This window comes from Pandoraea pnomenusa, assembly GCF_000767615.3.
Lineage (GTDB): Bacteria > Pseudomonadota > Gammaproteobacteria > Burkholderiales > Burkholderiaceae > Pandoraea > Pandoraea pnomenusa.
This window is the reverse complement of sequence record NZ_CP009553.3, coordinates 4,683,928-4,710,534: the sequence shown is the minus strand read 5'-3', so window position 1 is coordinate 4,710,534 and position 26,607 is coordinate 4,683,928. Positions and strand designations below refer to the sequence as shown.

The 26,607-nt window shown below is 64.6% G+C and carries 20 protein-coding genes; 8 read left to right on the top strand and 12 right to left on the bottom strand.

Annotated features, from left to right (window positions below):
* The first annotated feature begins 492 nt into the window (after nt 1-492).
* On the top strand, nt 493-1,065 hold the full coding sequence (locus LV28_RS45045; protein WP_025249855.1) for a cytochrome b: 573 nt from the start codon (nt 493-495) through the stop codon (nt 1,063-1,065).
* A 161-nt stretch (nt 1,066-1,226) separates the two neighbouring features.
* On the opposite strand, the gene LV28_RS45040 is transcribed toward LV28_RS45045, so the two are convergent.
* The 7 genes from LV28_RS45040 to LV28_RS45010 form a co-directional block, all read right to left on the bottom strand.
* Nucleotides 1,227-3,317: a TonB-dependent receptor family protein gene (locus LV28_RS45040; protein WP_081326958.1), complete on the bottom strand. Its 2,091-nt coding sequence runs from the start codon at nt 3,315-3,317 to the stop codon at nt 1,227-1,229.
* A 214-nt stretch (nt 3,318-3,531) separates the two neighbouring features.
* The gene (locus LV28_RS45035; RefSeq protein WP_058371704.1) at nt 3,532-4,056 is read right to left on the bottom strand and encodes a DUF2946 family protein; all 525 of its coding nucleotides are present in this window, start codon (nt 4,054-4,056) and stop codon (nt 3,532-3,534) included.
* Between the two features lie 228 nt (nt 4,057-4,284).
* The gene (locus tag LV28_RS45030) at nt 4,285-4,986 is read right to left on the bottom strand and encodes an OmpW/AlkL family protein (RefSeq protein ID WP_023597641.1); all 702 of its coding nucleotides are present in this window, start codon (nt 4,984-4,986) and stop codon (nt 4,285-4,287) included.
* 140 nt (nt 4,987-5,126) lie between these two features.
* Nucleotides 5,127-5,750 carry a LutC/YkgG family protein gene (locus LV28_RS45025; protein WP_038619730.1) on the bottom strand — a complete coding sequence of 208 codons (624 nt, stop codon included), beginning with the start codon at nt 5,748-5,750 and terminating at the stop codon, nt 5,127-5,129.
* A 2-nt stretch (nt 5,751-5,752) separates the two neighbouring features.
* Nucleotides 5,753-7,198 (bottom strand): lactate utilization protein B, encoded by a 1,446-nt coding sequence (locus LV28_RS45020; RefSeq protein ID WP_048806518.1) that lies wholly within the window; start codon nt 7,196-7,198, stop codon nt 5,753-5,755.
* A complete protein-coding gene (locus LV28_RS45015; protein ID WP_025249851.1) occupies nt 7,195-7,962 on the bottom strand; it encodes a (Fe-S)-binding protein in 768 nt (255 codons plus the stop codon). The genes LV28_RS45020 and LV28_RS45015 overlap by 4 nt, the downstream gene beginning before the upstream one ends.
* A gap of 72 nt (nt 7,963-8,034) precedes the next feature.
* The gene (locus LV28_RS45010; RefSeq protein WP_023597637.1) at nt 8,035-9,732 is read right to left on the bottom strand and encodes a lactate permease LctP family transporter; all 1,698 of its coding nucleotides are present in this window, start codon (nt 9,730-9,732) and stop codon (nt 8,035-8,037) included.
* 278 nt (nt 9,733-10,010) lie between these two features.
* Here LV28_RS45010 and LV28_RS45005 point away from each other — a divergent pair, with 278 nt between their 5' ends.
* The 4 genes from LV28_RS45005 to LV28_RS44990 all read left to right on the top strand — a co-directional run bounded on the left by LV28_RS45005 (nt 10,011) and on the right by LV28_RS44990 (nt 16,073).
* Entirely contained in the window at nt 10,011-10,772 is a 762-nt protein-coding gene (locus LV28_RS45005) for a FadR/GntR family transcriptional regulator (protein WP_023597636.1), read from the top strand.
* Between the two features lie 154 nt (nt 10,773-10,926).
* Nucleotides 10,927-13,530 (top strand): penicillin-binding protein 1A, encoded by a 2,604-nt coding sequence (locus LV28_RS45000; protein ID WP_371328148.1) that lies wholly within the window; start codon nt 10,927-10,929, stop codon nt 13,528-13,530.
* A gap of 129 nt (nt 13,531-13,659) precedes the next feature.
* Entirely contained in the window at nt 13,660-14,610 is a 951-nt protein-coding gene (locus LV28_RS44995; RefSeq protein ID WP_224785212.1) for a LysR family transcriptional regulator, read from the top strand.
* Between the two features lie 257 nt (nt 14,611-14,867).
* Nucleotides 14,868-16,073 carry an NAD-dependent formate dehydrogenase gene (locus LV28_RS44990; RefSeq protein ID WP_025249848.1) on the top strand — a complete coding sequence of 402 codons (1,206 nt, stop codon included), beginning with the start codon at nt 14,868-14,870 and terminating at the stop codon, nt 16,071-16,073.
* Between the two features lie 76 nt (nt 16,074-16,149).
* Here LV28_RS44990 and LV28_RS44985 read toward each other — a convergent pair whose 3' ends face one another.
* Nucleotides 16,150-16,869 carry a glutathione S-transferase N-terminal domain-containing protein gene (locus LV28_RS44985; protein ID WP_023597632.1) on the bottom strand — a complete coding sequence of 240 codons (720 nt, stop codon included), beginning with the start codon at nt 16,867-16,869 and terminating at the stop codon, nt 16,150-16,152.
* 414 nt (nt 16,870-17,283) lie between these two features.
* Between LV28_RS44985 and LV28_RS44980 the strand changes: the two genes are divergently transcribed.
* Complete coding sequence (locus LV28_RS44980) at nt 17,284-18,111, top strand: alpha/beta fold hydrolase (protein WP_038619736.1); 828 nt, start codon at nt 17,284-17,286, stop codon at nt 18,109-18,111.
* 69 nt (nt 18,112-18,180) lie between these two features.
* Here LV28_RS44980 and LV28_RS44975 read toward each other — a convergent pair whose 3' ends face one another.
* The 3 genes from LV28_RS44975 to hppD form a co-directional block, all read right to left on the bottom strand.
* Nucleotides 18,181-19,380, bottom strand: coding sequence for an amino acid aminotransferase (locus LV28_RS44975; RefSeq protein ID WP_023873067.1), 1,200 nt, complete (start codon nt 19,378-19,380; stop codon nt 18,181-18,183).
* Between the two features lie 245 nt (nt 19,381-19,625).
* On the bottom strand, nt 19,626-21,011 hold the full coding sequence (locus LV28_RS44970) for an amino acid permease (protein WP_038619739.1): 1,386 nt from the start codon (nt 21,009-21,011) through the stop codon (nt 19,626-19,628).
* Between the two features lie 190 nt (nt 21,012-21,201).
* Entirely contained in the window at nt 21,202-22,275 is a 1,074-nt protein-coding gene (gene hppD, locus LV28_RS44965) for a 4-hydroxyphenylpyruvate dioxygenase (RefSeq protein ID WP_023597628.1), read from the bottom strand.
* A gap of 369 nt (nt 22,276-22,644) precedes the next feature.
* Here hppD and LV28_RS44960 point away from each other — a divergent pair, with 369 nt between their 5' ends.
* Together LV28_RS44960 and leuA are read left to right on the top strand one after the other, a co-directional pair.
* The gene (locus tag LV28_RS44960) at nt 22,645-23,118 is read left to right on the top strand and encodes an Lrp/AsnC family transcriptional regulator (RefSeq protein ID WP_023597627.1); all 474 of its coding nucleotides are present in this window, start codon (nt 22,645-22,647) and stop codon (nt 23,116-23,118) included.
* Between the two features lie 348 nt (nt 23,119-23,466).
* Nucleotides 23,467-25,179: a 2-isopropylmalate synthase gene (gene leuA / locus LV28_RS44955; RefSeq protein WP_023873068.1), complete on the top strand. Its 1,713-nt coding sequence runs from the start codon at nt 23,467-23,469 to the stop codon at nt 25,177-25,179.
* Nucleotides 25,180-25,362: 183 nt separating this feature from the next.
* Here leuA and pcaF read toward each other — a convergent pair whose 3' ends face one another.
* On the bottom strand, nt 25,363-26,565 hold the full coding sequence (gene pcaF / locus LV28_RS44950; RefSeq protein WP_023597625.1) for a 3-oxoadipyl-CoA thiolase: 1,203 nt from the start codon (nt 26,563-26,565) through the stop codon (nt 25,363-25,365).
* Between the last annotated feature and the right edge of the window lie 42 nt (nt 26,566-26,607).

The window sequence follows — 26,607 nt, the reverse complement described above, 5'->3', positions numbered from 1 at the left end:
GGCATGCGCCTACCTTTCGGGACAGATTCGTCCTGGTCATGGATCGGACAGGCCCGCTATTGCGTTCGTACGGCGATTCTCTCGGATAGTTCACAGGCCTTTGCGAATGCCCTCGCGTTAAGCTGGATCGACCGATGCGCATGGCGAATGTTGCTCTGCAGCGAGACGGCTCAGTGACGGCGCATGCCGTGTGCATCGGCCCGGCGACGACGGCTGGTGTGCCATCGATTGCGTCGTGGACAAAAAAGAAGCCCCGAGCGGGGCTTCAAGGCCGACCCGGCGTGCATCGGCCAAGGAGGTTTGGCGAAGGCGGCTTGAGGGACGGGGAGCGGGCGTGCACCGTATTGTCGATACGGGACAAAGGCGGTGGGGAAGGAGGAGTCCGAATATCGAATGGAAACTTGGAGTAACAAATGTGACAGTTTGCGACCTTTTCGCGTAACAGAACGCGAGGGATAATGAGGCGCCCCATCACAAAACAGGAAGCTGTCAATGGATAACGCGATCAAGTTTCGTTCCCCCGGACCTTCGATGTCGCCTTCGGGACGCTACGCGCCGCCGGCGATCTTCTTTCACTGGGCGGTGGCACTGCTGATCGTAGTGGCCTACGCAGCTGTCATCACAAAGGGGTATTTGCCCAAGGGCAGCGCACCGCGCGCGCTGTCGATGACGATCCACGAATGGGCCGGCCTGGCGGCGCTCACGCTGGCGGTGCCGCGCCTTCTGTGGCGGCTGATCAAAGGATCGCCGGGTGCGTTGCCGGGGCAGGCATGGGTGGTTCGCGCGTCGTCCTCGCTCGTGCATCTGCTGCTGTATCTATTCATGTTCGCGCAGCCGGTGCTTGGCTATCTGGCGCTCAACGCGGGAGGCGACGTGCTCACGATTCCCGGACTGGATATTGCGTTGCCTCAATTTGTCGGGCAGGACGACGCGCTGCGCCGCTCGATCAAGGAGATTCACGAGACGATCGGCAGTGCGTTCTATTGGGTGATCGGGCTGCACGCGGCGGCTGCGCTGTGGCATCACTACCTCCGCCGGGACGATACGTTGCGCCGCATGCTCTGAGCGCTCGAATCGAGGGCCCGGGGGCGCGACGACCCGAGTGCGCCGTCGGCCGCCCGCACCTGGCGCCGCAGCGAAGGCGCCAGGTCCGGCATGAACCAGCGCGGCGCGTGACTGATGCGCCTCGCATCAAAACGGGCGAGATACCTGCCCGTCGATTGCGGTCAGAACGCGAACCGAACGCCCGCGAATACGCTGCGACCGTCTCCCGGATAGAAGACGGCGGTGTTGGCGGTGCGCGCGTCGGTCACCGTGCTGAAGTCGGTGACGTAGCGTTTGTCGGTCAGGTTGCGCGCGTCGACATAGAGGGTGACCCCGCGCTGCACCAGATACGATGCCTGCAAGCCGATCAGCGAGTAACCAGGCACGCGCAGGGTGTTGGCGTAATCCACCCATGCACCGGTCGGCACCCAATCGAGCGATGCGGCGACCTGGAAGCGGTTCGACAGGGCATAGCCGAGTGTCGTGCGCAACACATGGGTGGGAACACCGGCAATGCGATTGTTGCCGTATTGCGGATCGTCCCGGAAGCGGAAGTCGCTGTAGTTCCAGAGTTGTGACAGCGTGATGCGGTCTCCGGTGGCGGCGAGGTTCCTGAACAGGTCGACCGACGCGCCGATCTCCAGACCCTGGAGCACGGTCTTGTTGGCGTTGAAGGTCGACGCGGGAATGTCGGCGGACGTGGTGTACTGAAGCAACTGATCGCGCACCAGGGATCGATAGGCGGTGACATCCCATGCCACGCGATCGAGCTTGCCGCGGGTGCCGGCCTCGATCGTCCAGGCATGCTGCGAGGCGAGCGGTACGAAGCGCGACGTGGCGCCGAACGTCTGCGACAGGTCGGTGAAGTCGGGGACGTCGGCACTGCGGGTGACGTCGACGAATGCCTGTACGTCCTTGCTGGGCTCCCAAAGCAGGCCGATCTTCGGATTCACTCCCGAATAGGCGGCGCTCGTCGACCGGTAGTTGGGGTCGCCGGCCAGACCGCCGTAGTCGATGTATTGTCGTACGTCCCGAAAGGCCTTGGCGCCTACCATCAGGCCCAGCGTCGGCAGGAAGAACCACCGGTTCTCGAAGTAGGCCTCGTAGTTGTACGCGCTCTGACGGGCGTCGAGCGTCTGGGCGCCCCGATTGCCGTTCACGTTCGTGTATTGGTTGGCGCTGGTGTTACCGCCGAAGAAGCGCGCGCCCACGATCAGGTCGTTACGCATGCCCGCGAGCGTGAGGTTGGCGGTGTAGCGAGGCGCCACGCCATACGTCCAGCCGTCCTGATCGATGACCTGGAAGATCGGGTGATAGAGGCTCTTGTGGATCACCCACGAAGCGACGTCGAGTTGGCCAGTCGCAAAGCGAACCGTCGTCAGGTTGCCCAGGCGTTCGGTGCGAATGTTGCGTGCCTGATCGCCGGAGACGGCCGATGCGGCCGCCTTTGTCGGATGGTTCAGGGCATCGAACAGCGACAGCGTGCCCGGCAGCTTCTGGTCGACGAGGTAGGCGCCGAAGAAGAAGCGGGTCTCGACGCGCGGCGAGAACTTGTATCCGACGTTGGCGTTGATCTGGGCGTAGTTGCCCCTGTCATGATCGCGATAGCCGTCGGCGCGATTGACGGTCACGGTAGCGAGCGCATCGAGGGGGCCGAAGATGCGTGACATCTGCGCACTCGCACGTATGGTGCCGAAGCTGCCGCCATCGATGCGCAACTGGTTGGGCGCATCCGCCGTGTAGGCGGTGGGCGTGACGAAGTTGAGTGCGCCGCCCAGCGTGGTCGCACCGTAGGTCAGACCGTTGCCGCCCTTGTAGACCTCGGTCGAGCGCAGGCCCAGCGGATCGATCTGGTAGTAGTCGCCGCTGCCGTCCGCGGCGTTCGTCGGAATACCGTCCTGCAGGATCTCGAGTCCGCGAGCATGATAGCCGCGGGCGATCCCCGAGCCGCGAATCGAGACGCGTATCTCCTGCCCGTATCGATTCTGCACATAGACGCCCGGGCTGTCCTTGAGAATGTCGCGCAGATTGAAGGCGTAGGTGTTCTGGTACGAGTCGGCGTCGACGAAACCGACGGCGCCGACGGTCTGGAACAGTTCGGCTTTTTGCAAGTCCACGCTCGGCGAAGTGAGCGATTCGGGCGGGGCGGTCACCACCGTCACGGGTAATGTGGCCTCGGGGCCGGTCGTCAGTGCGTGTGCTGCACCGCCCAGCGAGGCAAGGGCGAGTGCGATGGCCGTTTGCAACGGCTTCTGCGTCAGGGAACGCGACATGGAATTCTCTCTCTCGCGACCGCACCGGGCGGTCGCCTGATGTACGTGTACGGCCGCACGCGCATTGTGCGAAGTCTTGTGCAGTGCCGGGTGCGGGGGACGCACGGCGTTCGTTGCATCGTGAGAGATGCACGGCGACGGGCGACGGCGTGCGCCGTCGCGCAGCGCGCGAGCAGACGCACGAACCGGCCAGGCATGGCGCGTTCGGCAAGTGTTACCGGTCGGGACCGGCACGGGAAGGATCAGGCGACGCCGGGCGGCGGTGCGCGCGCGAGGGCGGCGCGGAAGCGGGGGCGCGGGTGGTACGGTACCCGTACCCGGGGGCGGGGTCGATGCTGGCCTGAGCGGCGCGCGGGAGGGTAAGAACGTCGGTCGTGACGAGCGGCTGGTGCGCCCAGAGCGTGCAGTAGCCGCACTTCTCCCAGTGGTCGGCCGACGCGAGCGAATGATCGGCGCCGTCGTGAAGGCTGTGTTGCTCAGCGGCTTGCGACGGCGTGGGCGGCGCTTGTGCGTCGTCGTGTCCGGAGTGGCCGTCGTGAGCGGGCTCTCGCTGCGCATTGGCGCGCGCTGTGGTGTTCGTTCCGAGCGAGGCCTGCGTGCCTGTCGCCGTGCAGTAGATCGCGAACGGGTCCTGCTGCATGGCCGCCCGCCACTGCGCGATCGCAGGCATGAGCGCCGCCAGCAGGATCGCCAGCAAGGCGATCCCGATTGCGACGCGATGCTGACGGAGCTTGCGCATGCCTGGGCCGGGGGAGTGACGACGTGAGATTCACGGAACCAGGCATTGTAGGCGGGGTCTTCGGCCAACGTAAATGCTTTGCGTTCTCATGTAGGGAGGACGCGACAATTTGACGCATCGCCCGGCGTCGCCCACGGCGTCGCCGACGCGGACTCGCGGCAGCCCGGCCACACGCGAAAAAAAGGAGCGCCACCGTCCGCCAGGCACCTGTGGCGCTCCACACCGGAATCAGAACTTCATGCCGATGCCAACGCCCACGATGAGCGGGTCGATGTGAAGGGTGCCGAGATCGGCGCCGGCAAGCGAGGTGTCGGTCTTCATCCAGACCTTCTTGATGTCGACGTTGAAGAACAGGTTCTTCGTCATCTGGATGTCCACACCGGCTTGCAGTGCCGGACCGACGCTGTGATTCTTGATCGAGATCGGTGTGCCGCCCGCATTCAGGCTACTGTTCCAGAAGCGGGTGTAGTTGACGCCCGCGCCGACGTAGGGCCGAATCTTGCCTGCGTGGTTGAAGTGGTATTGCAGCAGCAGCGTGGGCGGCAGCACGTTCACGCCCCCGAGATGTCCGAGGCTCGACGTGAGCTGATGACGCGACATGCCGAGAATGAGCTCCACACCCACGTTGTCGAGAATCATGTACGTGAAGTCGAGTTCGGGCACGATGGCATTGTTGACGGTCACGCCCAGCGTCGGCAGCACGCTGCCGCTCGCGTGCGAGTCCGGCATGATGCCGATGGCGCGCACGCGCGCAAGGATGTCGCCGGCGTAGATGCCCTGTGAGCTGTCCTTGATGAAGCCGAAGGTCTTCTGCGCTTCGGGCGCCCCTTGTGACGATTGCGACGATTGCGCGTTGGCGCAAGTGCTGGAAATGGCGCCGCCGATGAGCAGCGCGGCGGCGATGGCCGTGGCGCCGAGAGAGTGCTTCATGATGTTGTCCAAAGTCGTGAGTGAGCACGGACGATGGTAGAAGCGGGGGGCGCTTGCGTACTTGATGCGCGTCAAGCGCGGGGAAACACGAGCGCGTCATGCGACAAACTGTCGCGCGCTCGCGTGGCATTCCGATGCATTCAGTCTCGCGACAGCAACACGACGGTGAGCGAGCGCACGCCTTGCGCGCCCTGAATGAGCACCCCTTCGATATCGGCGGTGGCCGAGGGCCCCGTCACCAGCACCGCATACCGCGCCGATGCGAAATCGGGCAGCCGGTAGATGTCCTGCAGGCCGTCGACAATGTCGCGCGGATCGAGCAGCACGACGAGGTGTTGCACGAGATAGCCGAGCGCATTCACGCCGTACTCCTGCTCGGAGAGCCAGACCGAGCCGGTTTCGGCCACACCGAAGCGGGCGCGCACCACACCGACGTCAACGTCGTGCAACGACGCCGGCGGCCGCCCAGCGTCGAGCGGCACGGCGCTTCGGGCCTGCGGCGTCGCGGTGACCGGCGCGACGCCGGGAAAGCGTTCGGCAAGCCACCGGGTCAATGCCGGCGCGTCGTCCAGTGTCACAAGCTTGCCGCCCATGGCGACGAGTTGCTGGCCGAAGCGTTTGTGTCGGTCTCCGGCGGGCGTCTCGAAGACAGGGAGGGCTGGCAGAGGGAAGGGCTCGCGGGTGCCGTCGGCCGGGTGGTCGTCGTCGCGCAGTGCCACGCGTTGCGCCGCGCGCACGCGAACGAGGAAGGCTTCGCGGGACATGTTCACAGGGTCTCCCGGGTGGACGATTGATCGAGGTCGCTCGCCGACGCGTCCGGTGTCGCGTCGAGCGTGCGTCGGTTGGCGTCGTACCAGTCACGAAACGTCTGCGACGGCGCATCGGGAAGGTCGCGGCCCTTGCCCCACGTATTGAGCGGGTTATAGAGCAGCAGGTTAGGCAACCGGTGCAATGCGGCGTTCATCGATTTCACCGACGCCCGGTACAGCACCGGATTGGCGAGCAGCTTGCCAGCGACCTTGATCAGGCCGCGTTTGACGGACGGCAACTCGCCTTCCTCGGCCACGATCTGGCGCCACTTGTACAACTGCTCGTGAATGTTGATGCGCACCGGGCAGACGTTCGAGCAGCTCCCGTTCATCGTGGATGCGAACGGCAGCGCGCTGTAGCGTTTGAGATCGTATGCGGGGTTGAGGATGGCGCCGATCGGCCCGGCGTAGGTACTGCCGTACGACAGCCCGCTGCTGCGACGATAGACGGGGCACGTGTTCATGCATGCGCCGCAGCGGATGCACTTGAGCGAGTACCAGAAGTCGTCCATCGCCAGGCGTGCGGTGCGGCCGTTGTCGACGATGACGAAGTGCATTTCGGTGCCGGGACGAGGCGCGCGGAAATGCGAGGTGTACTGCGTGATGGGCGAGCCCAGCGCGCTGCGCGAGAGCAGGCGCACGAACACGCCGAGATCGGCCATGCGCGGGATCAGCTTTTCGATGCCGAGCGACACGATGTGCACTGGCGGCACGTTCGCCGACAGATCGGCGTTGCCTTCATTGGTGCAGACCACGACGGTGCCGGTCTCGGCAACGGCGAAGTTGCAGCCGGTCATCCCGGCGCCCGCCTCGAGAAAGGCGGGGCGTGTCGTGCGGCGCTGGCTTTCCGCCAGGTAGTGCACATCGTCGTTGTTCGGGTCGGTGCCGAGGGTGCGGCCGAACAACTGCGCCACGTCGCCGCGCAACTTGTGCACGGCCGGCACGACCACGTGCGACGGCGGCTGCCTGTCGAGTTGCTGGATGCGCTCACCGAGATCGGTTTCCATCACCTGGATGCCGCGCGGTTCCAGGTATTCGCGAAGCTCGCACTCGTCGGTCAGCATGGACTTGCTCTTGACGAGTGTTCTGACGTCGTGCGCCGCCAGAATGCCGTGCACGATGGCGTTGTGCGCGGCGGCATCGAGCGCCCAATGCACTTTCACGCCGTTGGCTTCGGCCCGCGCGGCGAACTGTTCGAGATAATCCCCCAGCCGGGAGAGTGTGTGTTCCTTGATCTGCGAGGCGAGTGTGCGCAGCGTCTCCCATTCGTCGATGGATGCCGCTTGCGCGTCGCGCTTCATGCGCAGGTCCCAGAGTCGCTTGTCGTGGAACGCCACATGTTCCGTCTTGGCGAGAAACGCCTCCGCGTTTTTCGCGTGATCGACGCGTGTCGTGCGGCTCATGCCGGGACCTCCTCGCGCGCGCCGCCGTCCACCCCATTGAGAATCTGCGCGATATGCAGGAAGCGCATGGGGGTTCGGGTGCGGGCCGCGCAGCCCTTCTGATGCATGAGGCACGACATGTCGGCCGAGACGATGAACTGCGCGCCCGCGTCGAAATGATCGCGAACCTTGTCCTGCCCCATCTTGACGGAGACGGCCTGCTCCGACACGGAGAACGTGCCGCCGAAGCCGCAGCACTCGTCCGGGCGGCGCGGGGCGGCGAAGCGGATGCCCGGCACGCCTTCGAGCAGCGTGCGCGCCTTCGACCACGGCTCGCCGGGAATCTCGCTCGCCGACGCCGCATGCAGGTGACGGATGGCGCTGCAGCTGTTGTGCAGCCCCACCGTGTGAGGGAAGTTGGCCCACGGGAAGTCGCGAACCTGCAGAATGTCGTGCAGGAATTCCGTGAGCTCGTACGTGTTGGCGCGAACCGTCGCAACGCGCTCCGACTCGCCGGCCGCGCTCAGGTGCTTGCGCACGTGATGCACGCAGCTCGAAGAGGGCGACACGATGCACTCGTAGCCGGCGAAGTTCTCGACGAAGAGCGCTTCGGTCCCGGCTGCGTCGGCTTCGCAGCCATTGTTGGCGAGCGGTTGCCCGCAGCAGGTCTGACGACGCGGGTAATCCACTGTCACACCGAGTTTCTCGAGCAGTTCCAGGGTGGCGATGCCCACTTCGGGGAACAGCGCATCGATGAAACAGGGAACGAACAGGGCCACTTTCATGGGGGTCTCCTACGGGGGACGACACGTCCGCCGCCGTGTGGCCGGCGACGGACGCTGCTACGGGAAACGGCTTCAGTGCACCAGCATCCCCGTGAGCCAGTAAGCCTGCACGAGCGTGATCAGGCCGGCGAGCACCACGAACATGAGGCTGTGCCAGACCGTGAAGCGGAACAGATCGGCTTCCTTGCCGATCAGCCCGGTTGCCGCGCACGCCACGGCGATCGACTGCGGGGAAATCATCTTGCCGGTCACACCGCCAGTGGTGTTGGCGGCGACGAGCAACGTGTTGGACACGCCGATCTGCTGCGCGGTGGTGCTTTGCAGGCCGGAGAAGAGCGCGTTGGACGAGGTGTCCGATCCCGTCAGGAACACCCCCAGCCAGCCGAGCAGCGGGGAGAAGAACGGAAACGCCGCGCCGGTATGGGCGAGCAGCAACGCCAGCGTCGTCGACATGCCCGAGTAGTTCATGACGAACGCGAACGCGAGTACCAGACCGATGGCCAGCACGGGCTTTTTCAGCTCGGCGACGGTTTCGAAGAAGCTTTTCACGCCATCGGCGGGCTTCATGCGGAGCAGGGCCATGGACAGCAGCGCCGCGATGAAGATGGCGGTGCCGGTGGCCGAGAGCGCGTCCCACTTGAAGATGGCGTCCATCGGCGTGGGGTTGGCGACGATCGGCGCCGCCTTGGCAACCAGGCGATCGAGACCGGGCACGTGCAGGGCCGGTACCGTCCAGGCGAGCACGGCACCCTTGGCGAAGAGTGCCTTGAACGCGGGCAGGCTCCAGATCGTGACCATGCCGGTGAGAATCAGGAACGGCGACCATGCGCGCAGAATCTGGGCGCCGGTGTAAGGCGAGGCTTGACGGCTTCGCGGCGCGCCGCCGCCGAAGCCACCCAGCGCGGCGGCGCCGCCCGAGGTCGTGACGGTCGCGCCGCCGCGCGCGGCCGACGTCTTCGGTTGCCAGACCTTCAGGAAGCTGGCCAGACACACGAGCGAGAACAGCGACGAGATGATGTCCGGCAGTTCCGGTCCGATGTGATTCGACGAGAAGTACTGCGCCACGGCGAAGCTGCCGCCGGCCACGAGCGCGGCGGGCCACGTCTCCTTCACGCCACGCTTGCCGTCCATGATGAAGACCAGCCAGAACGGCACGAAGGCCGAGAGCAGGGGCAACTGACGCCCGGCCATGGCGCCGATGTGGAACGGGTCGATGCCGCTCACCTGGCCGGCCACGATGATCGGAATGCCCATCGCACCGAACGCCACCGGCGCGGTATTGGCGATCAGGCAAAGACCGGCCGCGTACAGCGGCTGGAAACCCAGCCCGACAAGCAGCGCGGCGGTGATCGCCACCGGGGCGCCGAACCCGGCCGCGCCTTCGAGGAATGCGCCGAACGAAAAGCCGATCAGCAGCATTTGCAGTCGCTGGTCGTCGGTCAGCGAGACCACCGAGCTACGAATGATGTCGAATTGCCCGGTCTTGACCACGACCCGGTAAAGGAACACCGCCGTCACGATGATCCATGCGATAGGCCACAGGCCATATGCGAAGCCGTACACGGCCGACATCGCGGCCATGCGCGCCGGCATGCCGAAATACGCCACGGCGATGAGCAGCGCGAGCGCAACGGTCACCGCACCCGCGACATGCGCCTTCATGCGCAGCCCTGCCAGCCCAACGAAGAAAACGATAATCGGTAACGCGGCCATGAGTGCCGCAATCCATAGCGTGCCACCCGGCACGTAGTTCTGAACCCACACTTCCACTTACGTCTCCTCGATTTGGTGATCGATGCTTTGATGCCCGTTCGGGCTGTATGCCGTGCGCGCGTGCACGCGCTGATGGCGGCAGGGGCACGACGGTCGGCTCGGACGTGATGTCCGGCTGCCGCGATGATCGACACCCGGGAAACGTTCGGGCAAACTGGTCGTACCAGTTGTCGCGGGTGACGACCGATGGAGCAAAATCACGGCATGCCCGGAACATGCGCCGACGGCGTATGCGGGGGAGGCGACATGCGTTCGCCTCGCGGTCCGATCCGCGCATGGCCGATATCCACCGCATTGGCAACGTCGCAGGAGACGTCATCGTGAGCGGTCCCAATCTGACCGAGCGCATCACGCGCGAGCTCGAAACCCGATTGATCGAAGGTGTCTGGTCGCCGGGCGAGCGCATTCCCAGCGAACGCGCACTCGCGACATCGCTTGGCGTGGCCCGCTCGACGGTGCGCGCGGCGCTTCAGCGACTGATTGCGCGCGGGTTGCTCAAGACACGCGCCGCGTCGGGCGTCTATGTCTCGGATCGGTTGCAGACGGGGTTGATTTCGCCGTGGCGGCAACTCGTAGGCGATCACCCGGAACTGCGCCCCGACATGCTGGAATTCCGGCTGATGCTCGAAGGCACCACGGCCTACCTGGCAGCGGTGCGGGCCACCGACGAGGACCTCGCACGCATCGGCGAACTGGTCGACGGACTGGTCGCTGCGCACGCACACGGCGACACCGTGCTCGAATCGCGCCTGGACGGCGACTTCCATACGGCGCTTGCGAACGCGTCGCACAATGCGATGCTGCGTCACTTGCAGGGCAGTGTGGTCAAGATGCTCTACGAGCACATCTCGCTCAATAACGCCGGACTGACCGAGTTGCGCGAACAGGCCTCGGAGACGATTCTCGCGCAGCACCTCGCGCTCTGGGAGGCGATTCGCACGCGTCAGCCGGACGAAGCGCGGCGCATCATGCGCGAGCACATCGGCTTCGTGTGGCGCAAGCTGGAGCCCGAATCCCCGGTGCCGATCGTGCCCTGACGCCACTCGCGGTTAACCTCGTACGCCTGTACGCCGCCCGCGCAGCACCCGCCGCCCCCGCTGGTTTTGGTAGGATGCGGACTTTGCCACGCGGTCCCCCATCGTGAAGCGCCTGATTTCGTCGTTGTTCTTGCTGTTCCAGCATGTCGTCGCCCTGGCGGGGCGGTTTGGCCGGCGCCTCTGGCAACGCCTGCAACCGTATGCCGCGCGTGCATGGCATCACGTGCGCCACCCCACGCGTCGCGGTGTGCTGATCGCCATTGCGGTGCCGCCGGGCCTGCTCATCGCCTACACGTTGATCCTGATTCCGTTCACGCCGGGCATTCGCGACATTCGTCGCGCGATGATCGACCGGCCCGCGCAGGTCTTGTCGGCCGACGGCAAGCTGCTCGCCGAGTTTCGCCCGTCGAATCGCGAGTGGGTGGCGCTCAAGGACGTGTCGCCGAATGTGGTCAAGGCGCTCATCGCCACCGAAGATCACCGCTTCTACGAACACCATGGCATCGATCTGAAGCGTACGGCCGGGGCGGCGCTGCGCACGTTCTCCGGCGATCGGCAGGGCGGCTCGACGCTCACCCAGCAGCTCGCCCGTAACCTTTATCCCGACGAAATCGGCCGTGCACCCACGCTCACGCGCAAGCTCAAGGAGGCGATCACCGCGCTCAAGATCGAGGCCGTGTACACGAAGCCCGAGATTCTCGAGACCTATCTGAACACCGTGCCGTTCCTGTACAACGCCTACGGCATCGAGATGGCCGCGCGCACGTACTTCGACAAGTCGGCCGACCAACTGGACGTGGTCGAGGCCGCCACGCTCGTGGGCATGCTCAAGGGCAACAGCTACTACAATCCGGTGATCAATCCGGAGCGCGCGCTGCAACGGCGCAACACGGTGCTTGCGCAGATGGTGAAATTCGGCGATCTCGACGCGTCGAAGCTCGCCGCGCTGCAAAAGCGCCCGCTGCGCATCGACTTCGAGCGCCAGACCGAAGCGCCGGGCCCCGCGCCGCACTTCGCGCAGCAGTTGCGCAAGTGGCTGATCGGCTGGGCGGATCGCAACGACTACAACATCTACTCCGACGGCCTCGTGGTGCACACCACCATCGACTCGCGTCTGCAGGCCATCGCCACGCAGGCGCTCACGCGTCAGGCGAACCAGTTGCAGGGCATCGCGGACGCGAACTGGTCGGCGCGCGGCGGCTGGCGCGACAGCACGGCGCTCGTGCAGTCGTTCGTGCGTGAGTCGGCGGAGTACCGCAATGCGGTGGCGGCTGGCGAAGCACCGGAGGCGACAATGAAGCGGCTGCTGGCCGACAGGTCCTTCATGCAGAATTTGCGCACCACGAAAACGCGTGTGCAGGCGGGCTTTCTCGCCATCGATCCGCGCACCGGCGAAATTCGCGCCTGGGTCGGTAGTCGCGATTTCACGATCGATCCCTTCGATCATGTGCAGCAGGCCCGGCGCCAGCCCGGTTCGACGTTCAAGCCGTTCGTCTACGGCGCGGCCTTCGTCAAGGGACACAAGCCGGAGGACACCATCGTCGACCAGGTCGTCGACATTCCCCTGGCGGGCGGCGAGATCTGGCGCCCCAGCGACGATTCCGCGCCGACCAACAAGCCCATGACGCTGCGCGATGCGCTCGCGCAATCGCGCAACACCGTGACGGCGCAACTCATGCAGGACGTCGGACCTTCGCGCGTGGTCGGATTGGCGCGAGCGATGGGGGTGCGCGAGAGCAAGCTCGATCCGGTGCCGTCGCTGGCATTGGGCACGAGCCCTGTCTCGCTCAAGGAGATGGTGGCCGCCTACGGCACGATTGCCGACGGCGGCGAGTATCGCGAGCCGACCATGGTCACCGAGATTACGAACGGCGACGGCGATGTGCTCGCCACGTTTTCGCCGGCTCGCCCCGAGCGCGCGCTCTCGCGGACCGACGACTATACGTTGCTCGACACGATGCGCGGTGTCGTCAACCGGGGCACCGGGAGTGCGATCCGTACGCGCTTCGGCATTCGCGCCGACGTGGCGGGCAAGACGGGCACGACGCAAGACAATGCCGACGGGTGGTTCATCCTGATGCAGCCGCAACTCGTGGCGGGCGCCTGGGTCGGCTTCAACGACAGTCGCATCACACTGCGCAGCGACTATTGGGGGCAGGGCGCGCACAGCGCGTTGCCGATCGTCGGCGATGTGTTCTCGCGGGCGCTGCGCGCCAGGGTGATCGATCCGAACGCAAAATTCGAGGCGCCCGACAACCATCATTGGTACAGCGATTGGTGGACGAGGGCGTCGGAATGGGTGACGTCGCTTTTCGCGAAGTCCCCTGAACCGGAGTCCAGGCGCAAGGCGCCCGTGAAGCGGCCCGCCGCATCCGCGCCGTCCACCGCGTCGGTGCCCCGGCCGGAGGCGGCGAGCGACGGCGGACCGTTGCCGGTGCCCGTGGCGTCCGCGGTGCTGGCGCAGCCGGAATATGCGTCGCCTGCGAGCGTACCGCCGGCCTCGGGGGTGTCAACTGGCGTCCCATCTTCCACGCCCTCGCAGACGACACCCGGCGCGCCGCACGGCAACACGATTCCCGGCGTGCCCGGTGAGTGGAACGGGCCGGGCGGGGCGGGGCCCGCGCCGAACGGCAGTCCGACGTCGTCGGGCCGCGCGGGCGCGGCAAGCCCGGGAAGTGCCGGCACACCGATCTTCTCATTGCCCGGCGCTTCCGGTTCGACGCCATCCTCGTCGCCCACTTCCGCGTCGGGGCAATGATCGCGCCGCGGGCGCGCATTCTCGATGCGATCGGCCGCCCGGCGCGACCATGACAGATATGCGGCTTTCTCATGACTGACCCACGATGGCTTGCGCTATATTTGAATGTATATAGCGAACGCGCATGCCATGACGACCGTGGCATTCGGAACCGGGGAGGCGCAGGGCATGTTCATCCGTCAGTTGAACTATCTGGTAGCGCTTGCACAGGCGCGGCATTTCCGCCGGGCGGCTGAGCTGTGCAATGTCTCGCAGCCGACGCTCTCGGGCGCGATTCGCAGCATCGAGGAGGAATTCGGCTTGTCGATCGTGCGACGCGGACGCCGCTTCGAAGGCTTCACGCCCGAGGGCGAGCGTGTGCTGGCCTGGGCGCGGCAGGTGCTCGCCGATTGCGAGGGGTTGCGGCAGGAGGCGAGCGCGGGGCGACGCGAGGTCAACGGCTGCCTGCGCATTGGCGCGATTCCGACCGCGTTGCCGCTCGTGCCATTGCTCACCGACGCCTGTCTGACGGCGTTTTCCGGCATGCGCCACGAGGTCTTCACGCTCTCCGCCACACAGGCGCTGCGTCAATTGTCCGAACTCGATCTGGACGTTGGACTCAGCTATCTCGACGATCCGCGTCTGCGCGCGTTCGAAACCGTCTCCCTGTTTCGTGAACGCTACGTGCTCATCGTTCGCGACGCGTCGGTGCTCGGGGGGCGCGCGTCGCTGTCATGGCATGAGGCGGCCCGACTGCCCCTGTGCCTGCTCACGGGAAACATGCAGTGTCGCCAGGGGATCGATGCGGCGTTTTCCCGTGCCGGAACGTCGGCGTCGCCGCGCGTGGAGACGGACTCGCTCATGGCGCTGTATGCCCACGTGCGATGCGCGGGCCTGTGCAGCATCGTGCCGCACAGCGTGCTGTGCCTGGCAGAGATGCGCGACGAATTGCACGCCGTGCCGTTGCAGCCCGCGCTGCATCGCGAAATCGGCTTGATCCTTCGGGAGCGCCAGCCGCGCCCGCCCTTGCTCGATGCGGCCATTGCCGCCTTTCGCAGCGTGGATCTTCAGACGCGGCTCGATGCGCTGCTGACGCCGTAACGCGGCGGCGCCGTGTCGGCATTTCTCGGCGCGCGCCTCGGCCTGGTGTCGCGTCGAACCAGGATGACGAATTCGCCACACGGGAGCCTGTCGCGCTGCCGAGCGCGCCCGAGGTGATAGATCCCGCCGATCATCCGATCGACCGGAACGATTTTCCCTTCCCGCCCGCCGCAACGATCATTGGCCTCAATGCCGGGGCGCCACGAGGCGTCGCCGATGCAGATATCTTGCAGTCAACCCTTCAGGAGCGAGACATCATGGCCAAGATTGTGTGTGTGCTGTACGACGACCCCGTTGCCGGATACCCGAAAACCTATGCCCGTGACGACCTGCCGAAAATCGAGTGCTATCCCGACGGGCAGACACTGCCCACGCCCAGGGGCATCGACTTCGCGCCGGGCGCGCTGCTCGGCAGCGTGTCCGGGGAGCTGGGCTTGCGCAACTATCTGGAATCGAATGGCCATCAGCTCGTGGTGACGTCGAGCAAGGACGGCGAGAACAGCGTGCTCGATCGCGAACTGGTCGACGCCGAGATCGTCATTTCGCAACCGTTCTGGCCAGCCTATATGACGGCCGAACGTATCGCGCGTGCGAAGCGGCTCAAGATGATCGTGACCGCCGGTATTGGATCGGATCACACCGATCTGCAAGCCGCCATGGAGCACGGCATCACCGTTGCGGAAGTGACCTACTGCAACAGTAACAGCGTGGCCGAGCACGTCATGATGACCACGCTCGCGCTGGTGCGGAACTATCTCCCGTCATATCAGTGGGTGCTCAAGGGCGGTTGGAACATTGCCGACTGCGTGTCGCGTTCGTATGACCTCGAAGGCATGCACGTGGGAACGGTCGCGGCCGGGCGTATCGGCTTGCGCGTGTTGCGGCTGATGAAGCCGTTCGGCACGCATCTGCATTATCTCGATCGTCATCGGCTGCCGGCGTCTGTCGAGCAGGAACTGAATCTCACGTACCACACCAGTCTCGAGAGCCTGGCGAAGGCGTGCGACGTGGTCACGCTGAACTGCCCGCTGCATCCGGAGACGGAGCACATGATCAATGCGCAGAGCCTGAAGCACTTCAGGCGTGGTGCCTATCTGATCAATACCGCTCGCGGCAAATTGTGCGATCGCGACGCGGTGGCCGCCGCGCTGGAGAGCGGCCAGCTCGCGGGCTACGGTGGCGACGTGTGGTTTCCGCAGCCGGCACCGGCCGATCATCCGTGGCGCCACATGCCGCACCACGGCATGACACCGCACATCTCGGGCACGAGCCTCTCGGCGCAGACGCGCTATGCGGCGGGCACGCGCGAAATTCTGGAGTGCTATTTCGAGAATCGTCCGATCCGCGACGAGTACCTGATCGTGCAGGGGGGCCGACTCGCGGGCGTGGGGGCGCATTCGTACAGCGCGGGCAATGCAACGAGCGGCTCCGAAGAGGCGGCGCGCTTCAGTAAGTCGGCATAGGGCTTCGAAACTTCCGCCTCGCGTGGCTTCGCGTTCAACGGCCGGGCATCTCATCGATGCACCGGCCATTTTTTCCTCAGGCGGGACGCTTGGGAATGTCGAGGCCGCGAATCACGGCAGGGCGCGCGACGAAGGCATTGAGCGCGCGTTGCACGTTGCGGAACTGCTCGAAGCCCACGAGCTCGCCCGCTTCGTAGAAGCCGACGAGGTTGCGAATCCACGGGAAGGTGGCGATGTCGGCAATGGTGTACTCGTCGCCCATGATCCACTCGCGCGTTGCCAGATGCTTGTCGAGCACCGCAAGCAGGCGTTTGGACTCATTGACGTAACGATCGCGAGGACGCTTGTCCTCGTACTCCTTGCCGGCGAACTTATGGAAGAATCCGAGCTGACCGAACATCGGTCCCACGCCGCCCATCTGGAACATCACCCATTGCAGCGTTTCATAGCGCGCCGCCGGGTCGGCGGGCAGCAGTTTCCCGGTCTTCTCCGCCAGGTACCAGAGGATGGCACCCGATTCGAACAGCGGCAGCGGCTTGCCGCCGGGGCCGTTGGGGTCGAGGATCGCCGGGATCTTGTTGTTCGGATTGAGCGACAGGAATTCCGGCGAGAGCTGATCGTCGGTCTGGAAGCTGACCAGGTGCACTTCATAAGGCAGCCCGATTTCCTCCAGCATGATCGATACCTTCACGCCGTTGGGGGTGGGCAGCGAGTACAGCTGCAAACGTTCGGGATGTGTGGCCGGCCACTTGTGCGTGATCGGAAACGAGGACAAATCGTGGGACTGATCGGACATGGGGATCGATGCAATCGGAATGAGCGGCCAAACGCACCGCGGGACAGCCAATATAACGCCAAGTGCACTGGCGCGCTGACGCACGCACCGTCGCCACTCATGCATGCACCGCGATCGTGCGTCGAGGTGCCGCTGCGGCTTTCATGTCAGCCTTGCGGCGTGTCGTGTGAATCCGGCTCATGCGCGCATCAAGCAAACTCCACTTGAACGCGCGTTCATCGCGGCATTAAATAGAGTTCCTTCGCGTGGCGCGCGTCATTGCCGTCGCACGAAGTGCTGTCGCTGCGGCGGGCGCCCTGCGCAGCGCCGCGTTCCTGTCGAGACGCGGCTTCCCCCCGCCATGACGGCGTTGCGTCTCGTTCCCCCCTCCTCCTCGTTCTTAGTTCTTATCGCGCATTGCGCAAGGATCGAACCATGAGCACGTTCAAGACGAAAGACGGCACGTCGATTTATTACAAGGACTGGGGCTCTGGCCGCCCCGTGGTGTTCTCGCACGGCTGGCCGCTCAGCGCCGACGCCTGGGACGCCCAGATGCTGTTCCTCGTGCAGCACGGCTATCGCGCGATCGCGCACGACCGTCGCGGGCACGGCCGCTCGGACCAGCCGGGGCAGGGCAACGACATGGATACCTATGCCGACGATCTCGCGGCACTGGTCGAGCATCTCGATTTGCACAACGCCACCTTCGTGGGCCATTCGACCGGCGGCGGCGAGGTGGCGCACTACCTCGGACGCCACGGTACGAAGCGCGCGGCGCAGGCCGTGCTGATCGGTGCCGTGCCGCCGGTCATGGTGAAGTCCGACAAGAATCCGAACGGGCTGCCCATCGGCGTGTTCGACGAAATTCGCGCCAACGTCGCCGGCAATCGTTCCCAGTTCTATCGTGACCTCGCCGTGCCGTTCTACGGTTACAACCGGCCGAACGTCAAATCGTCGCAAGGCGTGATCGATGCCTTCTGGCTTCAGGGCATGTGGGGATCGCACCTCGGGCAATACCTGTGCGTGAAGGAGTTCTCCGAGGTCGATTACACCGAGGACCTCAAGAAGATCGATGTGCCGACCCTCGTGTTGCACGGCGACGACGACCAGATCGTGCCGATCGACGATTCGGGCAAGCTGACCGCACAGATCGTCAAGAACGCCACGCTCAAGGTCTACCCCGGTGGCGCGCACGGCATGTGCACGATCGAGGCCGACAAGGTGAACGCCGATCTGCTGGCATTCCTGCGCACGGCGTCCTAAGCGGCGCGAGACAAGAAAAAAGGGACGGCATGCCGTCCCTTTTTCATGGCGTCGGTCAAGCGGTAGCGCTTAGCCGTTCTTGAGCACCTTGGCGATGCTGTCCGCCACCACGGCAACGTTCTTCTCGTTGAGCCCTGCCACGCACATGCGGCCCGAGCGGATCAGGTAGACCCCGTACTGCTCGCGCAGCACGTCGACCTGCGCCGCCGAAAGACCCGTGTACGTAAACATGCCACGCTGCTCCAGATAGCGCGAAAGCATGTTCGCCGGCACGTGAGCGCGCAGCCCTTCATGAATCGCACCGCGCATGCGCGTGATGCGCTGGCACATTTCCGAGAGTTCGGCTTCCCACGCCTTGCGCAGTTCCGGCGTGCTCAGCACCTTGGCCACGATCTTGGCGCCGTGCGTGGGCGGATTGCTGTAGTTCGAACGAACGGCGCTCGTCAACTGACCCAGCACGCGATCGGCCGCTTCCGACGACTCGCAGATCACCGACAGGCCGCCGCAACGCTCTCCATACAGCGAGAAGTTCTTCGAGAACGAATTGGCGACGAACGCCGGCACGCCCTGGCGCGCGAGTTCGCGAATCACGAACGCATCGGCGTCGATGCCCGAACCGAAGCCCTGATAGGCCATGTCGACGAACGGCAGCAGTTCGCGCTTTTTGAGTACGTCGATCAGTTGCACCCATTGAGCGTCGTTCAGATCGACACCGGTCGGGTTGTGGCAGCACGCGTGCAGCAGTACCACGCTGCGGGCCGGGAGCTTGTCGATGGCGTCGACCATTGCTTCGAACTGCAGACCGCCGGTGGCTTCGTCGTAATACGGATACGTATTCACGGTGAACCCGGCACGCTCGAAAATGAAGCGATGGTTGTCCCACGTCGGGTCGCTTACCCACACCTGCGAGTTCGGGAAGTAACGCTTGATGAAGTCGGCGCCGACCTTGAGCGCCCCGGAGCCGCCGAGCGTTTGCACGGTGGCGATGCTGCCGTTGGCGCGGGCAGGCGAGTCCTCACCGAAGACCAGTCCCTGCACGGCGTCGCGGTAGTTGGCGAAGCCCGCCATCGGCAGGTACGGCTTCGGCCCGACTTCGGCCAGCAGCAGGGCTTCGGCTTCGCGCACGGCCTGCATGACCGGGAGACGGCCAGCTTCGTCGTAATAAATGCCGATGCTCAGGTTGACCTTGTTGGTACGCGGATCCTTGGCGAAATTCTCGTTGAGCGAGAGGATCGGGTCGCCGGGATAGGCATCGATATGTTCGAACATGGCAGTTCCTGAAAAAACGATAGAGATTCGTGACGATGTCGCTGACGCAGGCCCGGATCAGAGCCACGCCGCCGGGCGCACCCGGTGGCAAACGCTTGATGATACCGCTAGTGAGGTATCCCCGGGGATTGCCGGAATGGCCGGAATTGCCGAGATGACGAGTGACGCGGCAGTCGGCGGGGGGCGGAGGGGCGGCGGCCGCCCGCGTCGTTCGACGCACGACGGCCGCCGCTCCGCGGCCCGCGTCAGCGCGTCGCGCTTACGGCCACCGGCGCCGCGCCGCGCTTCTGGCGCAGACGATAGCCGACGCCCAGCACGACCAGCCACACGGGAATCAGGTAGACCGAGATGCGCAGATCCGGGATCAGGTACATCACCACCAGGATGCCGCCGAGGAACGCCAGGCACACGTAGTTCGTGAGCGGATACCCGAGGCTCTTGAACGACGTCGTTTCACCGGCACGCGCCTTGGCGCGGCGGAACGCCAGGTGGATCACGCTGATCATCGCCCAGTTGATGATCAGCGCCGAAACGACCAGACCCATCAACAGTTCGAACGCCTTGCCCGGCATGAAATAGTTGATGACCACGCAAACGGCGGTGGCAGCGGCCGACACGCCGAGGGCTGCGAGCGGAATGCCACGGGCGTTGACCTTGAGCAGCGCGCGCGGTGCATTGCCCTGGCCGGCCAGGCCGTAGAGCATGCGGCTGTTGCAGTACACGCCGCTGTTGTACACGGACAGCGCGGCGGTGAGCACCACGGCGTTGAGCACGTTGGCCACGAAGTTGCTGTTGAGTTCATGGAAGATCAGCACGAACGGGCTGCCGCCGGTCACCACCTTCTCCCACGGGTAGAGCGAGAGCAGCACGCCGAGCGCGCCCACGTAGAAAATCAGAATGCGATAGATCACCTGGTTGGTCGCGCGCGGAATGGTGCGCGACGGATCGTCGGCTTCCGCGGCCGTGATGCCGACGAGTTCGAGTCCGCCGAAGGAGAACATGATGACGGCCATCGCCATGACGAGGCCCGACACGCCGTTCGGGAAGAAGCCGCCGTGTTGCCACAGGTTGGCCACGCTCGCCTCGGGACCGGCGTTGCCGGAGAAGAGCAGGTAGCCGCCGAAACCGATCATGCCGACGATGGCCGCGACCTTGATGATGGCGAACCAGAACTCCATCTCGCCATACGACTTCACGCTGGTGAGGTTGATGGCGTTGATGATGCCGAAGCACACGAGTGCCGAGACCCAGGTGGGAATGGCGGGCCACCAGTACTGGACGTAGATGCCGACCGCCGAGAGCTCGGCCATCGACACGAGCACATACAGCACCCAGTAGTTCCAGCCCGACACGAAGCCTGCGAATTGCCCGCAATACTTGTTGGCGAAGTAACTGAAGGAGCCGGCGACGGGCTCGTCGACGACCATTTCACCGAGCTGTCGCATGATGAAGAAGGCGACGACGCCGGCAATGGCATAGCCCAGCAGAACTGAGGGGCCGGCGGTCTTGATGGTTTGGGCGATGCCGAGAAAGAGGCCTGTGCCGATCGCGCCACCCAGCGCGATCAACTGGATGTGACGATTCTTCAGGCCGCGATGAAGCGAGCCTTCGTGTGCTGCGTTGGCGGACATGTCTGTTCCTTACCCTGACTTCGATACCTTGCGACGCGGTCCTCTGCTCTCGTGCTTTCGGCACGAACCGGGACCGTTGAGCCGCCACGGTACGGCGCTCGTGACGCCGATGCCGTGTCCTTTGGGACCCTTCTGCGAGAGAGGGTCATGCGCCCGGCAGCCCGCGGGCCGCCGAGTGTCTCCCCTGGACTCAGACCTTGAGCGTGCCCCGCTCGATCTGGTCGCGTTCGAGCGATTCGAACAGGGCCTTGAAGTTGCCTTCGCCGAAGCCGTCGTCGCCTTCGCGCTGGATGAACTCGAAGAATACGGGGCCGAGCAGCGTCTTCGAGAAGATCTGCAGCAGCAGGCGTGGCTTGCCGCCTTCGGTCGTGCCGTCGAGCAGGATGCCGCGCGACTTCAGTTCGCCCACGGGCTGCCCGTGGCCCGGCAGGCGGGTCTCGAGCGCATCGTAGTAGAAGTCGTTCGGGGCCGTCATGAGATCGACACCCGCCATTTGCAGGTTGTCGATGACCTGGATCAGGTTGTCCGTGAGGAAGGCGATGTGCTGAATGCCCTCGCCATTGAAGGCCATCAGGAATTCTTCGATCTGGCCGCTGCCCTTGGCCGATTCCTCGTTCAGGGGAATGCGGATTTTACCATCGGGCGCAGTCATCGCCTTGGACGTGAGGCCCGTGTATTCGCCCGAGATGTCGAAATAGCGAATCTCGCGGAAGTTGAACAGCCTCTCGTAGAAGTTGGCCCAGTAGGCCATGCGGCCGCGGTAGACGTTGTGCGTCAGATGGTCGATCAGCTTCAGGCCGTGGCCGACCGGATGGCGATCGACGCCTTCGATGAATTCGAAGTCGATGTCATAGATCGACTTGCCTTCCTCGAAGCGGTCGATCAGGTACAGCGGCGCGCCGCCGATGCCCTTGATGGCCGGCAGGCGCAACTCCATCGGCCCGGTCTCGATCTCGACCGGCTGGGCGCCGAGCGCCAGCGCGCGGGCGTAGGCCTTGTGCGAATCCTTCACGCGAAAGGCCATGCCGCAGGCGCTCGGGCCATGCTCGGCGGCGAAGTAGGCCGCTTCGCTCTTCGGCTCGCGGTTCACGATGAAGTTGATGTCGCCCTGACGGTACAGCACGACATCTTTCGAGCGATGGCGCGCCACCAGCGTGAAGCCCATCTGCTCGAAAATCGGTTCGAGAACATTCGGCGTGGGCGAGGCGAATTCCACGAATTCGAAGCCCATCAGTTGCATCGGGTTGTCAAAGAGGTCGGCCATGTTCGTCTCGGCGAGGTGAGGTGATTTGTGAGGTGGCGGACTCGACGAATCCGGCGAATCCGGTACAGCAGGTCAATCCGGCGCATCCGTTGGACGCCTGCACTGGAAGGTGGTTGTCACGCATCGGAGACGCTGGCGCTTTTGGGAATGCAACAAAATTGTGGTTTGCTGACCGTTGGGTCGGGAAATCGACCACTGCCGGTTCCTTCCGCCGGAATCCTTGCAATGACAAGCATTTCGCGTGCATTTACGATACTTTCCGGCGGTCAGTGTAAGTGCGGCGACGCAAAATAGGATTTCGTAACAACGGTAGGGAAACCCTAATTTGTGAATTAAAATTTCGTCACGCAGATTCTTTTGGAAATTAAAGTGCACAACATCGAGATTGATCGGATTGACGTACGCTTGTTGGGGATTTTGCAGTCCAATGGCCGAATTTCGAATCTGGAACTGGCCGAGGCGATCAAGCTCTCCCCGGCGCAGACACTGCGGCGCCATCGCCGGCTCGAAGAGATGGGCGTGATCAAGGGCTACGACACGCGACTGGACGCCCAGCGCCTGGGATTCAGCGTGGTGGCGTTCGTCCACGTGACGATGGAGCGGGGGCACATCCGTGATCTGTCGAACTTCAAGGGGCTGGTTGCCGAACTCGCACAGATTCAGGAGTGTTTCTCCGTGACGGGCGATATCGATTACGTGCTCAAGGTCGTCGCACGCGATCTGAAGGCGCTTTCCGAATTTCTGCTCGACACGCTCATGCGCATTCCCGGTGTGAGCGCCGTCAAGTCGAGCGTCTGCCTCGACGAGATCAAATGCACATCCGCGGTGCCCCTGACGGGCTGATGGCGCGCCGTTCGCCCCCTGGTGGCGCTGCCATGTTGGGAACCACTTCGACCGGCGCCACAAATATCGCGGGATGACACTTCATGGTTGACAGTGTCGGAAAATCTGTGCTCTCATGTAAAACATGATCACCGCGCAATTCACCCTCTCGCTACGACTACTAGCCCGCTCCACCGGGCTTGGTCCGTTGCTGCGCGCGTGCATCGTCTGAATTCCTCACTGAAGCACCGCTGATTTTCCCCAGTTACGCCGACCTGAGCCCCGGTTCATTCAACCGGAGGTCGTAGCTTATCTGCGCCTGCATGCGTCGTCCGGTTGTCACTTTTTGCCGACCATCGAGACAACGCCATGCTGAAGAATCCCGCCACGAAGTACCGTCCCTTCACTCCGGTCAACATGCCGGATCGACAGTGGCCGAGCCGCACCATCACGCGAGCGCCGATCTGGATGAGCACCGACCTGCGCGACGGCAACCAGGCCTTGTTCGAGCCGATGGACGCCCAGCGCAAGATGCGCATGTTCAAGACGCTCGTGGCCATCGGTTTCAAGGAAATCGAAGTCGCATTCCCCTCGGCGTCGGATACCGATTTCAATTTCGTGCGCGAACTGATCGAAGGCGGTCATATTCCCGACGACGTCACCATCGAAGTGCTCACCCAGGCGCGCGACGATCTCATCGAACGTACGTTCGCTGCCCTCAAGGGCGCCCCGCGCGCCATCGTTCACCTCTACAACGCCACGGCGCCGGAATTCCGTCGCATCGTCTTCAATCTCGACCAGCCGGGCGTGAAGGCACTCGCCGTGTCCGCCGCCAGGACGATCAAGCGCTGCGCCGACGCCGCGCCCGAAACGCAGTGGACGCTGCAGTACAGTCCGGAGACATTTACCGGCACGGAACTCGAGTTTGCGAAGGACGTTTGCGACGCCGTGTTCGACGTCTGGCAGCCGACCCCCGAGCGCAAGTGCATCGTGAACCTGCCCGCCACGGTGGAGATCGGCACGCCGAACTATTACGCCGACCAGATCGAGTGGATGCACCGCAACCTCGCACGTCGCGATTCGCTGATTCTGTCCGTGCACCCGCACAACGATCGCGGCACGGCGGTGGCGGCCGCCGAACTCGCCGTGATGGCAGGCGCAGATCGTATCGAAGGCTGCCTCTTCGGTAACGGCGAGCGTACCGGTAACGTCGATCTCGTCACCCTGGCGCTGAACCTCTATACACAAGGCGTGGACCCGGGCCTGGACTTCTCGAACATCAACGACATTGCCCGCACGTCGGAAGAATGCACGCAGTTGCCGGTGCATCCGCGGCATCCGTACGTCGGCGACCTGGTGTTCACCGCGTTCTCCGGCTCGCACCAGGATGCCATCAAGAAGGGCCTTGCCGCGCAAAAGGCCGACGCGATCTGGGAAGTGCCGTATCTGCCGATCGACCCGAGCGATCTCGGCCGCACCTACGACTCGATCATTCGCGTGAACAGCCAGTCGGGCAAGGGCGGCATTGCGTACCTGCTCGAGCAGGCCTACGGCGTGCAAATGCCGCGCCGTCTGCAAGTCGACTTCAGCTCGGCCGTACAGCGCTACACCGACGAGACCGGCGCCGAAGTCACCGCTTCGCAGATCTGGCAACTGTTCCAGAAGGAATACGTGAGCGCGGCCGAGCCGGTCGCCTACATCGGTCACACCCTCTCGGAGCGCGATGGGCGCCAGCATATCGCCGTGACGGTCGACATCCATGGCCAGCGCACGACGGTGTCGGGTGCGGGCAACGGTCCGCTCGACGCGCTGATGAATGCGATGCGCACGCCGGTGCGCGTGCAGCACTACGAAGAGCGCGCGCTCACCCAAGGCGCGGATGCGCGCGCCATCGCCATCGCCGAAATGGCGGGCGAGGCGATTGTGGGCAGTGCGTTCGGTGTCGGGATCGACGCGAACCTGACCACGGCGTCGATCCGCGCGGTCATCAGCGGCATCAACCGCGCCTATGCCCGCAGCGATGCGCAGGCGCAGGCCGGATTCTTCGGTGGTGTGATGCGCGACGTCGCCAAGGCGGTCTGAGCGCCGGAAGCTTCAGAGCAGGAGAGTGCAGGAGACATTGGGCAGACGAGTCCCGCGCCGCACCGATCGTGCGGGCGGGACCTCGGGTGCGGCAGGGTGGGACTTATCCGGTTCCACATGCGCGCCCGGCCCGAAGACATCGGCGGGGAATACGGGCGTACGGGGCGTACGAACGTACGCGCGTTACACCGCTTCGATGGCGATAGCGATGCCTTGGCCGACCCCAATGCACATCGTACACAGCGCGAAGCGGCCACCGGAACGCTTGAGCTGATACATCGCCGTCGTGACCAGACGTGCGCCGCTCATGCCGAGCGGATGGCCCAGCGCAATGGCGCCGCCGTTCGGATTGACGCGCAGGTCGTCGTCGGCCACGCCGAGCTGTCGCAGCACGGCAAGGCCCTGGCTCGCGAATGCCTCGTTGAGTTCGATGACGTCGAACTGATCGAGCGACATACCGAGCCGCGCGAGCAGTTTTTGTGTTGCGGGAGCCGGACCGATGCCCATGATGCGCGGTGCCACGCCTGCCGTCGCCATGCCCAGGATCCGGGCGCGCGGCGTCAGGCCGAAGCGCGCCGCGCTCGCCTCGTCTGCCAACAGCAGTGCGCAGGCGCCGTCGTTGACGCCAGAAGCGTTGCCGGCGGTCACGGTCCCATCAGGGCGTACCACGCCCTTGAGTCTGGCAAGCGCTTCCATGCTCGTGGCGCGCGGGTGTTCGTCGCGATCAACGATGATCGCCTCGCCCTTTTTCTGGGCGATGGACACCGGCGTGATTTCCTCGGCCAGCGTGCCGTTCGCTTGCGCGCGCGCCGCCTTTTCCTGCGAGCGCACGGCGAAGCGGTCCTGATCCTCGCGACTGATGCCGAACTCGGTCGCCACGTTCTCGCCCGTCTCGGGCATCGAATCCACGCCGTACTGCGCCTTCATGAGCGAATTGACGAAACGCCACCCGATGGTCGTGTCGTAGATTTCCGCCTGGCGCGAAAACGCGCTTGCCGCCTTGCCCATCACGAACGGGGCACGGCTCATGCTCTCCACGCCGCCGGCGATCATCAGTCCGGCTTCGCCCGCCTTGATGGCGCGCGCCGCGGTGCCGATGGCATCCATGCCCGAGCCGCAGAGGCGGTTGAGGGTGGCGCCGGGCACGTCCTGCGGCAGTCCCGCGAGCAGCGACGACATGCGCGCCACGTTGCGGTTGTCTTCGCCGGCCTGATTGGCGCAGCCGAAGATCACGTCGTCGATCCGCGTCCAGTCCACGTTCGCATTGCGCGCCATGAGCGCCTTCAGGGGAATGGCGCCGAGGTCGTCGGCACGTACGGAAGACAGCGCGCCGCCGTAGCGGCCGATCGGGGTGCGAATCGCGTCGCAGATAAAGACTTCACTCATGCTGGAACCTCATCGGATGGAAAATCGCCGGGTCGCATCGAA